The sequence below is a fragment of the Amycolatopsis sp. CA-161197 genome, from assembly GCF_050942255.1.
Classification (GTDB): domain Bacteria; phylum Actinomycetota; class Actinomycetes; order Mycobacteriales; family Pseudonocardiaceae; genus Amycolatopsis.
This window is the reverse complement of sequence record NZ_CP192059.1, coordinates 7981041-7994135: the sequence shown is the minus strand read 5'-3', so window position 1 is coordinate 7994135 and position 13095 is coordinate 7981041. Positions and strand designations below refer to the sequence as shown.

At 71.4% G+C, this 13095-nt stretch carries 14 protein-coding genes; 8 read left to right on the top strand and 6 right to left on the bottom strand.

All coding sequences use genetic code 11. The annotated features are described in order from the left end of the window. Positions 1-9: 9 nt before the first annotated feature. A complete protein-coding gene (locus ACQPXB_RS37750) occupies positions 10-594 on the bottom strand; it encodes a CGNR zinc finger domain-containing protein (RefSeq protein WP_366587496.1) in 585 nt (194 codons plus the stop codon). A 121-nt stretch (positions 595-715) separates the two neighbouring features. On the opposite strand from ACQPXB_RS37750, the gene ACQPXB_RS37745 reads away from it, so the two are divergent. After that, entirely contained in the window at positions 716-1486 is a 771-nt protein-coding gene (locus ACQPXB_RS37745; protein ID WP_432846367.1) for a type 1 glutamine amidotransferase domain-containing protein, read from the top strand. Positions 1487-1634: 148 nt separating this feature from the next. Next, positions 1635-3047, top strand: coding sequence for a pyridoxal phosphate-dependent decarboxylase family protein (locus ACQPXB_RS37740; protein ID WP_432846365.1), 1413 nt, complete (start codon positions 1635-1637; stop codon positions 3045-3047). 3 nt (positions 3048-3050) lie between these two features. On the opposite strand, the gene ACQPXB_RS37735 is transcribed toward ACQPXB_RS37740, so the two are convergent. Then, positions 3051-3650, bottom strand: a complete 600-nt coding sequence (locus ACQPXB_RS37735; protein ID WP_432846363.1) for a TetR/AcrR family transcriptional regulator — start codon at positions 3648-3650, stop codon at positions 3051-3053. Positions 3651-3794: 144 nt separating this feature from the next. Here ACQPXB_RS37735 and ACQPXB_RS37730 point away from each other — a divergent pair, with 144 nt between their 5' ends. From ACQPXB_RS37730 to ACQPXB_RS37715, 4 genes are all read left to right on the top strand, one after another. Next, entirely contained in the window at positions 3795-4436 is a 642-nt protein-coding gene (locus tag ACQPXB_RS37730; protein ID WP_432846361.1) for an alpha/beta hydrolase, read from the top strand. Between the two features lie 26 nt (positions 4437-4462). Next, the gene (locus ACQPXB_RS37725; protein ID WP_432846359.1) at positions 4463-5374 is read left to right on the top strand and encodes an alpha/beta hydrolase; all 912 of its coding nucleotides are present in this window, start codon (positions 4463-4465) and stop codon (positions 5372-5374) included. 100 nt (positions 5375-5474) lie between these two features. Then, positions 5475-6323: an NAD-dependent epimerase/dehydratase family protein gene (locus ACQPXB_RS37720; RefSeq protein ID WP_432846357.1), complete on the top strand. Its 849-nt coding sequence runs from the start codon at positions 5475-5477 to the stop codon at positions 6321-6323. Between the two features lie 75 nt (positions 6324-6398). Beyond that, positions 6399-6971 carry a TetR/AcrR family transcriptional regulator gene (locus ACQPXB_RS37715; protein ID WP_432846355.1) on the top strand — a complete coding sequence of 191 codons (573 nt, stop codon included), beginning with the start codon at positions 6399-6401 and terminating at the stop codon, positions 6969-6971. 33 nt (positions 6972-7004) lie between these two features. Here the strand turns inward: ACQPXB_RS37715 and ACQPXB_RS37710 are convergent, their stop codons facing one another. Genes ACQPXB_RS37710 through ACQPXB_RS37700 form a run of 3 tightly spaced genes read right to left on the bottom strand, consistent with a single transcriptional unit; the run spans position 7005 to position 10002 of the window. Then, complete coding sequence (locus ACQPXB_RS37710) at positions 7005-7868, bottom strand: alpha/beta fold hydrolase (protein ID WP_432846354.1); 864 nt, start codon at positions 7866-7868, stop codon at positions 7005-7007. Further along, the gene (locus tag ACQPXB_RS37705) at positions 7868-9148 is read right to left on the bottom strand and encodes a cystathionine gamma-synthase family protein (RefSeq protein WP_432846352.1); all 1281 of its coding nucleotides are present in this window, start codon (positions 9146-9148) and stop codon (positions 7868-7870) included. The genes ACQPXB_RS37710 and ACQPXB_RS37705 overlap by 1 nt, the downstream gene beginning before the upstream one ends. Continuing rightward, entirely contained in the window at positions 9145-10002 is an 858-nt protein-coding gene (locus tag ACQPXB_RS37700; RefSeq protein WP_432846350.1) for a VOC family protein, read from the bottom strand. Before ACQPXB_RS37700 ends, ACQPXB_RS37705 begins: the two co-directional genes overlap by 4 nt. A 170-nt stretch (positions 10003-10172) precedes the next feature. Between ACQPXB_RS37700 and ACQPXB_RS37695 the strand changes: the two genes are divergently transcribed. After that, positions 10173-10886 (top strand): Crp/Fnr family transcriptional regulator, encoded by a 714-nt coding sequence (locus ACQPXB_RS37695; RefSeq protein WP_366582978.1) that lies wholly within the window; start codon positions 10173-10175, stop codon positions 10884-10886. Between the two features lie 23 nt (positions 10887-10909). Here ACQPXB_RS37695 and ACQPXB_RS37690 read toward each other — a convergent pair whose 3' ends face one another. Continuing rightward, positions 10910-11923, bottom strand: a complete 1014-nt coding sequence (locus tag ACQPXB_RS37690; protein ID WP_432846348.1) for an NADP-dependent oxidoreductase — start codon at positions 11921-11923, stop codon at positions 10910-10912. Between the two features lie 219 nt (positions 11924-12142). Between ACQPXB_RS37690 and ACQPXB_RS37685 the strand changes: the two genes are divergently transcribed. Continuing rightward, the gene (locus ACQPXB_RS37685; protein WP_432846346.1) at positions 12143-13003 is read left to right on the top strand and encodes an alpha/beta fold hydrolase; all 861 of its coding nucleotides are present in this window, start codon (positions 12143-12145) and stop codon (positions 13001-13003) included. Positions 13004-13095: the final 92 nt, after the last annotated feature.

Sequence of the window (13095 nt, the reverse complement as noted above, 5' to 3'; positions counted from 1 at the left end):
TTCCGCCGATCACCGAGCGGCGCACTCCTTTTTCCGCTCGCGGTACGCGCGCGTGGCCATCTGGCCGCTGCACGTCGTGCTGCAGTACAGCGCCGAGGAGTTGCGCGTCTTGTCGAAGAACGCCGTGTAGCACGTGTCGTTCTTGCACACCTTCACCCGCGGCCACGCGCCCCGCGAGGCGAGGTCGGCGACCGCGCTGAGCAGGTGCGAGAACGACCGGTCGACGCCGGTGCCGGTCGGGTGCAGCTCGCACCCCTCCGCCGTGACGACCGTGGTCACCGGGAAGCGCACCGCGGCCCGCTGCAGGTGGGCTTCGGACTCGGCCACCATCGCCACGCCCTCGTCGCAGCCGACGTGCGCGCGCAGGATGCCCAGCAACGCGTCGCGCAGTTCGCGGGCGGTGGCCGCGTCGGCGTCGGTCGCGCCGGCGGAGTCACCCGCGTCGACGGCCTGGAACCACTTCGCGACGGCGGCGCCGTCGGCCAGCTGCTCCTCGGCCTGTTTGCCGTGCACCCGCGTGTTCACGAACCCGACCAGCAGGTTCGAGCTCACGCACTCGTCACCGGCGCGCGCGGGACCCAGCGTCACCTTCACAGCCGCCACCTCCGGTCTCGAGTGTAGCCGACCGAAGTGTCATGACCTAAGTTGTTAAGCAAGTCACAAGAGCGCTCAGATCATTGCCAGGTGACATGCATCAGGGAATAGCCTATGACACGTGATCAAGCCCGCGGCTCGCTCCGGAGCGCGGGAAATCCCCAAGGAGAACGAAGACATGACCAAGCTGCTGGTGATCCTCACGTCGGCCACGAAGTGGAGCCAGAAGGACGGCAGCCAGCGCCCGACCGGGTTCTGGGCCGAGGAGTTCGTGGTGCCGCACCGCATTCTGTCCGCGGCGGGCGTGGAGCTGACCATCGCGACGCCGGGCGGGCGCCCCGCCCCGGTCGACGAGCTGAGCCTCAGCCTGCAGGCCAACGGCGGCAACCAGGCCCACGTCGACGACGCGCGCGCGTACGTCGAAGCCCACCGCGAGCTGCTGCAGTCGCCGGCGCGGCTCGAGGACGTGGACTCGGCCGGGTTCGACGGGGTGCTGATCCCCGGCGGCCACGGCCCGATGCAGGACCTGGCCGTGAACGCCGACGTCGCCCGCGTGCTGGCCGCGCTGCTGCCCGACGAGTCCAAGGTGGTCGCGTCGCTGTGTCACGGCCCGGCAAGCTTCTTCTCCGCCGGCGACCCCGAAGGTGGCTGGCTGTTCAAGGGCCGCAAGCTCACCGCGTTCTCCGACGAGGAGGAGCAGCAGGTCGGCCTCGCGCAGAACGCGCCGTGGCTGCTGGAGGAGCGGCTGCGCCACGCCGGCGCCGAGTACTCCTCGGGTCCGGCCTGGGGTTCGTACGTGGTGGTCGACGGCAACCTGATCACCGGCCAGAACCCGGCCTCGGGTGAGCAGGCCGCCGAAGCGCTGCTGAAGGCGCTGGCCGAGCGCGGCTGAAACCGTCCCGGCAACGGGAGCCTTGACAGTTCTGAGTGCGCCAACGCAGAATGGCCGCGATCTGAGTTGGACAACTCAGATTCCCGGTGCCGGCTGTCCTGCGTGGACGTTGCCGGTCCTCGCCGTGCCGGCGACCGCAGGAGGAACCGTGCAGGAGTCAGACTGGAAATCCGTGCTCGACGCGGCGAGCACGGCCGCGCTGGACTACCTCGGCTCGCTGCCGGACCGGCCGGTGTTCCCGACCGCGGACCACGCGACGATCCGCACCGCGCTCGACCGCCCGCCGACGACGCGAGGCCTCGACGCGGTGCGGGTCGTCGACGAGCTCGCTCGTGATCTGGAGCCCTACGTGGCCGCGCAGGCGAGCGGGCGCTACTTCGGTTACGTCGTCGGCGGCCTGCACCCGGCCGCGCTCGGCGCGGACGTGCTGGTTACAGCGTGGGACCAGAACGCTTCGCTCTACCCGTCGACGCCGGGTGTCGCCGTCGCGGAGGAGCTCGCCGCCGAGTGGCTGGTCGACCTGCTGGGGCTGCCCGGCGAGAGCTCGGTCGGGTTCGTCACCGGCGGGCAGATGGCCACGTTCACCTGCCTCGCGGCGGCCCGGCACCAGGTGCTGCGCGACGCCGGGTGGAACGTCGAGGCCGACGGTCTCGTCGGCGCCCCGCGGATCACCGTCGTGGTGAAGTCCGGTGCGCACTCGACCGTGCTGCGGGCGCTGCGGTTCCTCGGCCTCGGCGAGCGGGCGCTGGTCACTGTGGACTGCGACGACCAGGACAACATGCGCCCCGACGCGCTGGAGAAGGTGCTGGCCTCCGTGTACGGGCCGACGATGATCGTCGTCGAGTGCGGCAACGTGAACACCGGCAGCTTCGACGATTTCGCCGCCGTGGCGGACCTCGCCGAGGCCCACCGAGCCGCCGGCAATCCGACGTGGGTCCACGTCGACGGCGCCGTGATGCTGCTCGCCGCCGCGGCGCCGGCGATGGCGGCGCGCACCGCGGGCCTCGGCCGCCTCGACTCGTGGTCGACCGACGGGCACAAGCTGCTCAACGTCTCCTACGACTGCGGAATCGCCATCTGCGCCAACGCGTCCGCGCACCGGGCGGCCATGAGCGTGCAGGCGGCCTACCTCGAACAGGGCGAGGGTGGTCGCGACCCGATGGACTGGGGACCCGATTTCTCCCGGCGGGCCCGGGGTGTCGGTGTCTACGCGACGCTGCGGGCGCTCGGCCGCGACGGCGTGGCGGACCTGGTCGAGCGGACCATCGGGCTGGCCCGCCGCTTCGCCGACCGGCTCGGGGCGAGCGGCCAGGCCGAGATCGTGAACGACGTCGTGTCCAACCAGGTCCTCGTGCGCTGGCTCGCGCCCGACGGCGACCACGGCCGGCTCGCCGATGCCGTCATGGCGGGCGTTCGGGCCGAGGGCACGGCGTTCTTCAGCGGGACGACCTACCGCGGTGAGCGGCTCATGCGCATCTCGGTCTCGGACTGGGCGAGCGACGAGGCGGACGTGGACCGGGCCGTCGAAGCCCTGCTGCGCCACGCGCGTCTGGCGGCCTGAACCTCAGGCGCGCCTGTTCTCCACGAACGCCCGCAACGACTTCAGCTGGGCGGCCAGCTCGCGGCCGTCGGGATCGGCGCGTGCGATGGTGAGCGTGCCGAGCACGGTCGCGGTGAGCAGATCCGCGAGCACGGCCGGGTCGGCGGTGGACTCGCCCAGCTCGCGACCGCGTTCGAGGGCGGCCAGGAATCCGGCGCGGAGCTGCTCGCGGTAGCGCCGGGTCGCGGTGGCGACGTGCTCGTCGACCGGCTTGGCCATCGCCGTGGTGGCCAGGCAGCCGAAGCCCGCGTTCGGGCCGTCGAGCACGGATTCCAGGCGGGACAACGCTTCGAGCACGTCTTCGCTACCGCGCTCGCCCTGCTGCAGCGGAGCGAGGACGTCCTGCATGAGGACCAGGTACTCGTCGACGGCTTCGCGGTAGATCTCGATCTTCGTGCCGAAGGAGTTGTAGAGGCTCGACGTGGACAGTCCCGTCGCCGCGGCCATCTGCTGCTGGGTGACGCCGTCGAAGCCGACGTGCCAGAACAGGGTCATCAGGCTGTTCAGGGCTTCGTGGCGGTCGAAGCCGAGCGGCCGCCCCGCGCGCGGCGATTCTGAGTTCACCCACTCAGTGTTCGTCGCCGGCGGGGGAATTTCAAGCCCGCGGACCTGCGGTGGTACCCGTGAGGTATCACAGAACGCGGAACAGGTCTTGGACGCGGCTCGCGCGCCCGGCGCACAGTCGAGGTGATCGACGACGGGAGCGAGATGAGCAGGCAACCCGGGATGGACCGCGGCGCGGTGCTGTGGTCCGAAGTGGAGAGTGCGCGCAGGTCACGGCCGTTGCTGGTGATGCTGCACGGCTGGAGCTACGACGAAACGCACCTGCACCGGCTGATCACGCCGGTGCTGCCGGCGGAGGTCGTGGTCGCGTCGGTGCGGGCGCGCATCCCGGAGGCCGGCGGGTACGCCTGGTTTCCCAGCCAGGGCAACTCGATCGGTGATCCTCGGCCTCGGGTCGCCAACGCGGCGGCGCTCGATGTCCTGGCGTGGCTGGAGACGGTCGACGCGCCGTCGATCGGGCTGCTCGGCTTCTCCCAGGGTGGCGCCATGGTCCACCAGCTGATGCGGCACGCGCCGGCGCGCTTCGCGTACGGCGTGAACCTGGCGGGGTTCGTCGTGCGCGACGAGCAGCCCGGTGACGAGCTCCTGAGCGCCACGCGGCCGCCTGTCTTGTGGGGCCGCGGCCGGGAAGACGGTGTCATCCCGGCGGCGGCGCTGGCCCGGACGCGGCGGTGGCTGGCCGGGCACGCCACCGTCGAGAGTCACGTCTACCCCTGCCTGGGCCACGACGTCCGGGGCCGGGAGATCGAGGACGTCGCGGCTTTCGTCGGCGAGCAAATCCGTTAGAAAACCCCGTTTCCGAGGAGGCACTCATGCGTCATGACATCGAGTTCGATGCCGAAGGAGCGTTGCTGCGCGGCTGGTTCTACGAGGCTGAGGGGGTCAGCGGGCCCGCGCCGTGTGTGGTCATGGCGCACGGCTGGAGCTCGACCAGGCGCATGTACCTCGACCGGTTCGCCGAGGTCTTCGCCGCGGGCGGGCTGTCGGTGCTGCTCTACGACAATCGCGGCTGGGGCGATTCGGAGGCCGCGCCCGGCCAGCCCCGGCACGAGATCGACCCCTGGGTGCAGGTCGGTGACTACCGGCACGCCATCACCCACGCGCAGAACCGGTCCGATGTGGACCCCTGCCGCATCGGCGTGTGGGGCACCAGTTTCTCGGGTGCGCACGCCTGTGTCGTCGCGGCGATGGACCGGCGGGTGAAGGCCGTGGTCACGCAGGCGCCGTTCGTCAGCGGCCGCGCGACCTACGCGAACCTCGCGCGGGTCGACAACCAGGTCGTCGGGCCGGACGTGTTCACGGCCGACCGCCGGGCCCGCGCTCGCGGGGAAGCCGCCGCGACGATCCCGGTCGTCGGCACCGACCCCGGGCAGCTCGTCGGCCTGCCGACGCGGGATTCGTACGAGTGGTTCACCCGCGCGCGAGCCGAGCTGGATCCCTCCTGGCCCAACGAGGTCACGCTGCGCAGCCTGGACAACTTCTACTGCTACGAGCCGGCGAAGTACCTGCCGGAGGTCACGCCGACGCCGTTGCTGATGATCGTCGGCAGCGAGGACGGCCTGACAGGCGGCAACCTCGCGGCCGTCGCGTACTCCCGCGCGGCCGAGCCGAAGGACATCCTTTTCCTGCCGGGCGGCCATTTCGACGCGTACACGGGCGAGGGCTTCAAGGTCGCTTCGCGGGCGGCGCGCGATTGGTTCGTGCGGCATCTCGCCGCGAAGTGATGCCCAGGAGGTATCACAGCGAGCGAAACAGGTCTTGGACGTGCGCCACCGTTCCGACGCACAGTTGTTCTGTATCCATTGTGAGCACAAGGGAGTTGTCATGAGGGTCTTCTTGACCGGCGGGTCCGGCTACATCGGACAGGCCACGATCGCCGAGCTGGTGAAGCAGGGGCACACGGTCGACGCGCTTGCCCGCAGCGATCGCGCGGAGGCGACCGTGGTGGCGGCCGGCGCTACGGCGGTGCGCGGCGGTCTCGGCGACCTGGCCGTGCTGAAGGACGCCGCGGCTCGCGCCGACGCCGTGATCCACCTGGCGCAGGCCGAATCCGGCGACGAGGATCTCGCCGCCGCCACCGCGATGCAGGACGGCGTCGGCGCCGGCACCTACGTGCACACCGGCGGCACCTGGGTCTACGGCGACACCGACGGCGTCGTCGACGAGACCGCGCCCTGGAACCCGCCCGCGGCGGTCGCGTGGCGCAAGCCGGTGGAGGACGCCGTGCTGGCCCACGGCGGGCGCCCCGTCATCGTGCAGCCCGGCCTGCTCTACGGCGGCGACAACCGCCTGATCGACGTCTTCTTCGTCCAGCCCGGCAAGAAGAACGGCGCCATCCCTTACATCGGTGACGGTGCCAACCACTGGGCGCTCGTCCACATCGACGACCTCGCACCGCTGTACGTCGCCGCCCTCGCCGCGCCGGCCGGCTCCGTCTACGTCGGCGTCGGCGGCGTCAACCCGACCGCCAAGCAGGTGGCCGAGGCCTGCGCCCACGCCGCGGGCCTCGCCGGCAAGACCACCTCGATCTCGCTGGAGCAGGCGCGGGCCGAGATGGGCCCGATCGCGGACGCGTTCGCTCTCGACCAGCAGCTGACGCCGGCCAAGGCGGAGCGTGAGCTGGGCTGGCTGCCGCGGCACACCGACCCGCTGGCGGTCTTCGCCCAGGGCTGAGCCCCGCGGCTCCGCGACCCCAGGGCCGCTGTCGCGTAAGATACGTTTCGTAACTTACGGCGGGCTGGAGGATTCGTGGCCGGACGGCGGATGTCGTACGACGAGCGGCACGGCCAGTTGCTCGACACGGCCGCGGCGGTGGTGCGGGCGGACGGGGCCGACGCGCTGACGCTGGCGCGCGTGGCGGAGCAGGCGGGCGTGACGAAGCCGATCGTCTACGGGCACTTCGAGACGCGCGCTGGGCTGGTGAAGGCGTTGTACCACCGGGTCGACGAGCAGCAGTCCGAGGCGGTGCGGGTGGCGCTCGACACGAAGGTGCGCACGCTCGAGGAAGCGGCCGCGTTGCTGGCCGAGGCGTACGTCGGGTGCGTGCTGCACATCGGGCAGGAGTACGGCGCGATCACGGCGGCGCTGTCGACCAGTCCGGACATGGAGGAAGTGCTGCACGCCGGGCGTGAGCGTTACGTGGATCTGTACCTCGAAGCGCTGCACCGGTTCGTGCCGGGCAAGCTGGACCGCGCCGTGGTGTTCGGGGTCATCGGCGCGGCGGAATCGCTGTCACGGGAAGCGATCGCGGGCCGGCTGCCGGGACCGCGGGCGATCGACGCGGTGGGGCGCATCATCCTGGCCGTGGTCCGGGACAGCTGAAGCCGCCCGCGGGGGTGCGGCGCGGGCGGCTGGTCAGGCTGCGGTCGCGGCGAGCTGCGCGATCGCGTCGGCGACCCGGTCGTAGAGCTCGCGGGGCAGGTTGTGGCCCATGCCGGGGAGGACGAGCAACCGGGCGCCGGGGATGGTCGACGCGGTGTCCTCGCCGGCGGCCGGCGGGATCAGGGGATCGTCGGCGCCGTGGATGACCAGCGTGGGTGCGGTGATGTGCCGGAGCCTGGCGCGGCGGTCGCCGTCGGCCAGGAGGGCGGCGAGCTGGCGTTGCACCCCGCCCGGGTTGTGGGCGCGGTGCACTGTGGACAGTAGGGTCGCCCGGAGCTCGGCTTCGTCGTACGGGTAGGCCGGGCTGCCCAACGTGCGGGCCGCCGCCGCGGCGTGGTCGAGGTAGGCCTTCTCGTCCGCCGGGTCGGGCGCCGGGGCGGTGAGCGCCGTGACGGCTTCCGGCGTCGGGGGCGGCAGTGCCGGATTGCCTGTGGAGGACATGACGGACGTCAACGACAGTGTCCGATGTGGATGGCCGGCCGCGACGAGCTGGGCGATCATGCCGCCCATCGAGGCGCCGACGAGGTGGGCGCGGCCCACGCCCGCCGCGTCCAGCACCGCCACGACGTCGGCGGCCATGTCCTCCAGGCGGTAGGGCGGTTTTGCCGACCCGCTCGGGTCCGGGGCGCCCGCTTCGGAAAAGCTGGTGGACAGGCCGGCGTCCCGGTTGTCGAAGCGGATCACGAAGAACCCGCGCGCGGCCAGGGCCTGGGGGAAGCCGTCGGCCCACTTGGTCAGCTGGTCGCCGAGGCCCTGGACGACCACGAGCGGTTCGCCGGACTCCGGCCCGACGGTGTCGTACTCCAGCGAGCAGCCCTCGGCAGCGGCGCGGGGCATCAGAACTCCAGCGCTTGCGTGAGGTCGGCGATGAGGTCGTCGACGTTCTCGATGCCGACCGAGATCCGCGCGAGCGAGTCCGTCAGCCCGATCTCCTCGCGCAGCGGCGCCGGCACACCCGAATGCGTGGTGGAGGCGGGGTGGCAGATCAACGTCTCGGTGCCACCCAGGCTCACGGCCAGCTTGCACAGCTGCAGCCGGTCGAGGAACGCGAACGCCTCGCGCTCGCCGCCCTTGACGTAGAAGGAGAACGTGGAGCCCGGCGAGGTGGACTGGCGGTCGAACACGGCTTTGCGGGGGTCGTCGGCGGTCAGGAATCCGAGGTAGTCGACCTGGGCGATCTTGTCGTGGTCACGCAGGAACTCGGCCAGGCGCAGCGCGTTGGCGGCCGCTCGCTCGGCCCGGATCTGCAGCGTTTCCAACGACCGCAGCAGCATCCAGCACGTGTTCGGGTCGAGCTGAGTGCCGAGGGCGCTGCGTGTCTGCACGATCCGGCCGACGTGCTCGGCGCTGCCGGTGACGCCGCCCGCGATGAGGTCGCTGTGGCCGCCGGCGTACTTCGTCAGCGAGTAGACGGCGAGATCGGCGCCGTGGCGCAGGGGCTGCTGGAACATGGGGCCCAGCAACGTGTTGTCGACGATCACCAGCGGCCGCTTGCCCTGCCGCGTGCCGATCAGGTCCGCGACGGCCGAGAGCACCTTGAGGTCGATCAGCCCGCCCGTCGGGTTGGCGGGGGTCTCGGCGAAGAGCACGCTGACGGTGCCCTGCTCCATCGCCGTGTCGGCGGCGGCCTCGACGTGCGCGGCGTCGGTGCCGTCGGTGAAGCCGGCGGAACCGATCCCGAAGGCGGAAAGCGTGTTGCGGATCAGGGTTTCCGTGCCGCCGTAGAGGGGGCGCGAGTGCAGCACGACGTCGCCGGGCTTGCAGAACGTGAGCAGCGTGGTGGCGATCGCGGCCATGCCCGAGGCGAAGACGGCGCCGCGTTCGGCGTCGTCCCAGACGGCGACGCGGTCTTCCAGGATCTCGAAGTTCGGGTTGTTGAAGCGGGAGTAGACGAGGCCGGCCTGTTCGCCGTCGCGGGCCTGGCGCCGGCCGGACGTGAGGTCGAACTGGTCCTTGCCCTGTTGCGCGGTTTCGAAAACGAACGTCGAGGTGAGAAAAACCGGTGGTTTGAGTGCGCCTTCGGACAACGCGGGGGAATATCCGAACCCCATCATGAGCGTTTCCGGACGCAGCGCGCGGTCGCCGACGGTGCGCCGCTTGTAGTTCGACGACTTCACGCGTCCTCCCCGGCGTGCGCGGCGGCGCGGAGCACCAGCAGGACCCCGTTCGCGTGTTCGGGTGCCACCACAAGACCGCCTTCTGTTGTCGTGAAAGGAACATCGGATGTGCGAAGGTGCGCAGCGGCGGTGTCCTGGTCGGACACCTTGACCGCCAGCACCGTGAGCCCGGCCGGTGGCAGGGCGATGCCGGGGTAGGTCGCGGCGAACGAGGCCGGGCCGAGGTAGACGATCGGGCTGCCGCCGGTGGGTACCGAGATCGTCCCGGCGTGCGCTTCGGGTTCGGTTTCGAACACGCGGGCAACATCCGCAGCGGACGCCGCGGCGTCCTCGGCGACGATCGCGACGTGGTCGATGCCCCAGGCCGTGTTCGGGTGCTTCATCAGCTCCGGGAGCCACGTGTGCTCGGGCGTCCGGATCTCGCTGGAGAACAGCTGCAGGTACCCGCGGACGTCGGTGAGCCGGGCGATCGAGAAGACCGCCTCGGCCTCGGTGCCGTCGGGGAGCTCGACCGGCCGTCGCACGGTCTGGGGTTCCGTCGTGGCGAGGCCCGCGGCCTGCCACTCGGCGGCCGCCGCCGCGGTGTCGTCCGTGCGCAGCGCGACGGCCGCGATGCCCTCGCGCACGCTCAGCGCGGCGCGGATGTCCTCGTTGTACCCGGTGGGTTCCCGGACGCCGAGCAGCTCGAAGTAGTCCTGCTCGAACAGGACGTTGTGGTTGCCGGTGCCCATTTCGGCGGTGTGCCGGCCGAAGGGGGACACGGTGAACCCCAGGCGGGTGAACGTGTCCCGCGCCCGGTCGAAGTCCCGGACCAGCACGCAGCAGTGGTCGATGCCGTTGAGATGACTCCGCATGGCCCTCTTCCTGTCGGATCGCCGGCTCGAACCCCGACTAAGTTACGAACCGTAGCTTACCTTTCGTAACTTCGCTGTCAAGGCAGCTGCGCGACCGCGTTTGCCGTGGTCGCGGCGACAGGTAAAGTCGAGTGGGTTCGAAATCGACCGGCCGGCCAGGAGGTACCGGGATGTACGCGGTGCACAGCGGCGGGGCACTGGGCGGGTCGCTGGAGGCGTGGCGCCACAGCCACCTCGCCGAGCTGCCGGAGGACGTCCGCGACGCGATGCTCGCGGAAGCCTTCGTGGTCACCGTCCCGGCCGGCAACGTCATCGGCGAGAACAACCGCCCCACGCTGGCGTTGATCCACTCCGGACTCACCCGCGTGGTCCTCAGTGGACCCGACGGCCGCACCGCCACCGTGCGCTACGCCGGCGCCGGCCAGATCCTCGGCCTCACCTCGGCGATCGCCAACGGCTCGCCGTGGCTCGGCTACGCGATCACCGAATGCCGCATCACGTTCCTCAACCCCGAGACCCTGCGCCGCTTCGGCCAGACCGACGCGCGCGTCGCGTGGTCACTGGCCCGCCAGATGGCGCGCGTCTGCTACGAGGTCATCGACACCCTGGGCGCCAACGTCTTCGGCACCATCGACCAGCGCGTCAGCCGCCACCTGCTGGAGCTGGCGGTGCGGCAGCCGGAGGGTCTCGTGGTGATGGCGGACCAGCACGAGCTCGCCCAGTCGGTGGGCTCGGTGCGCGAGGTGGTGGCGCGCTCGCTGCGGTCCCTGCGTGAACGCGGTGTGCTGCGCCGACTGCCGAAGGGCGGCTTGCTGATCGTGCGGCCCGAGGTCCTCGAAGGTGTGGCCGCGGGGCTGGACACCTCGAAGACCTCGGGCGAGTGAACCGGGCGAGCTGAGGGGATGGGTCAGTCGCCCAGCCGCACGAGCACCTTGCCGTTGTTGGTGCCGTTCAGCAGGACCTGAATGCCGTCCGGGGCGGACTTCAGGCCGTCGATCACGTGTTCCTGGCAGCGCAGCTCGCCGGCGCGAACACGGGGCAGGAGGTCGGCCTCGACCTCGTCGAAGCGGGCGGCGTGGTCCATGTAGATGAAGCCCTCCATGCGCACGCGGTTCGGCAGCAGGTGGAACCAGTTCCGCAGCGGGACCGGGCCGCCGTTGCCGTAGCGGGAGACCGCGCCGCAGAGGACGACGCGGGCGTTGACCGCGAGGTGGGGCAGCAGGGCGTCGAGGGTGGCGCCGCCGACGTTGTCGAACACGACGTCCACGCGGTCGGGGGCGAGCTCGGCGATCGTGGCTTCGACGTCCTGCGTGCGGTAGTTCACGCAGTCGGCCGCGCCCAGCGACCGCACGAGATCGCACTTCTCCGGCGTGCCCGCGACGCCGATCACGCGGGCGCCCGCGGCGACGGCGAGCTGCACCGCGATCGAGCCCACGGCGCCGCCCGCGGCGGTGACGACCACCGTCTCACCGGGCTTCGGCTGCCCGATGTCGTGCAGGCCCAGCCAGGCCGTCTGGCCGGAGATGCCGAGCACGTGCAGCGCGGCCTGCAGCGGCACGCCGTCGGGCACCTTCCGCAGGGTCGAGCCGTCGACCACCGCGTCCTCCTGCCAACCCAGCAGCCCGGACACGCGGTCGCCGGCGACCAGGCCGGGGTAACGCGACTCGGTGACGACGCCGGCGCCGAGCGCGCGCATCGCCTCGCCCAGCGGTGCGGGCGGCAGGTAGTTGCGCACGTCGTTCATCCAGCCGCGGGTGGCGACGTCCAGCGACAGCCAACCGACCTTCACCACCACCTGGCCGTCCTGCAGCGCGGGCACGGGCGCGTGGTCCTCGTAGCGCAGCACCCCCTCGTCGAGTGGTCCGGTCGTGGTGGCGGGCCGGGCGGCGAGGACGTAGCGCCGGGTGTGTGACGTCGACATGGGCTTCTCCTCGAAGCGGGTTCCAGCACGGTCAGGCCAGGGTTCACCGGCTTGATCGAAACCGCAGTGACCTGGGTCGGGTCACGGCTGCACCCAGGTCGGGAACCCCAGGTCGAGCGGGGGTCGTGTGCCTCGGGTTACACCCGGACGGGAGCCAGGTCGCTGACGGAGGACGGCCCGCGCGGCGATCCTCCGGGGACCCACCGCAGAGGAGGACCCGTGGCCGAGAGCCGATTCGTCACCGTCGACGGCATGCGCACCCACTACCTCGAGGCGGGGCCGGTCGACGGGCCGCCCGTGGTCCTGCTGCACTCGGGGGAGTACGGGTCGTCGGCCGAAGGTTCGTGGACGGAGACCATCCCGGGCCTGGCCGGCGCCGGGTATCACGTGTACGCGCCCGACTGGCTCGGTTACGGCAAGACCGACAAGGTGATCGACTTCGCCGACCCGAAGGGCCGGCGCGTGCGGCACATCGCGGCCACCGTCCGGGCGCTGGGCATCGAGTCCGCGGCTTTCGTCGGCAACTCGATGGGCGGGACCTACCTGGCCGAAGACCTCGCGTCCGACGCGCCGCTGCTGCCCGCCGCCGCGGCGGTGCTGGCCAGCGGCGGCGGGTTCATCCCGTTCAACGAGGCCCGCGCCGCCATCCAGGACTACGACCTCACCGAAGCCGGGATGGCGAGGATCCTGCGCACGGCGATGTACTCCAGCCGCTGGGCCGACGATCCCGAGTACGTGCGCCGGCGCCACCGCATGAGCCTCGAACCCGGCGCCTGGGAGTGCGCGGCGTCCGCACGGCTGCGGCCGCCGAAACCGGTGACGCCGGACCACGGCGGCGAGCACTTCGGCAAGAAGGACCCGATCGCCTACGAACGCTTCGTCGTGCCGACGCTGGTGATCGCCGGCGCCGAGGACCCGCTGCGCGAGCCCGGGTACGCCGACGAGATCGCCGCGCGCATCCCCGACGCCGAGCTGCGCGTGTACAGCGAGTGCGGCCACCTGCCCAACATCGAGCACGCGCAGCGGTTCGTGGAAGACGTCCTGGCCTTCCTCGCGCGCCGGTACCGCAAGCCCGAGTAACCGGCCACACCCATCCGAAGAGCGCCGCCGAGCTGTCCTCGGCGGCGCTCTTCGGCGTGTCCTGGCTCGCACGGCGAGGTCGGGCCCGGCAA

Coding starts and splice junctions, on each gene's coding strand:
- ACQPXB_RS37730 (WP_432846361.1), top strand. CDS start 3,795: ATGAGCAGGCAACCCGGGATGGACCGCGGCGCGGTGCTGTGGTCCGAA.
- ACQPXB_RS37725 (WP_432846359.1), top strand. CDS start 4,463: ATGCGTCATGACATCGAGTTCGATGCCGAAGGAGCGTTGCTGCGCGGC.
- ACQPXB_RS37720 (WP_432846357.1), top strand. CDS start 5,475: ATGAGGGTCTTCTTGACCGGCGGGTCCGGCTACATCGGACAGGCCACG.
- ACQPXB_RS37710 (WP_432846354.1), bottom strand. CDS start 7,868: ATGCCCCGCGCCGCTGCCGAGGGCTGCTCGCTGGAGTACGACACCGTC.
- ACQPXB_RS37700 (WP_432846350.1), bottom strand. CDS start 10,002: ATGCGGAGTCATCTCAACGGCATCGACCACTGCTGCGTGCTGGTCCGG.
- ACQPXB_RS37695 (WP_366582978.1), top strand. CDS start 10,173: ATGTACGCGGTGCACAGCGGCGGGGCACTGGGCGGGTCGCTGGAGGCG.
- ACQPXB_RS37690 (WP_432846348.1), bottom strand. CDS start 11,923: ATGTCGACGTCACACACCCGGCGCTACGTCCTCGCCGCCCGGCCCGCC.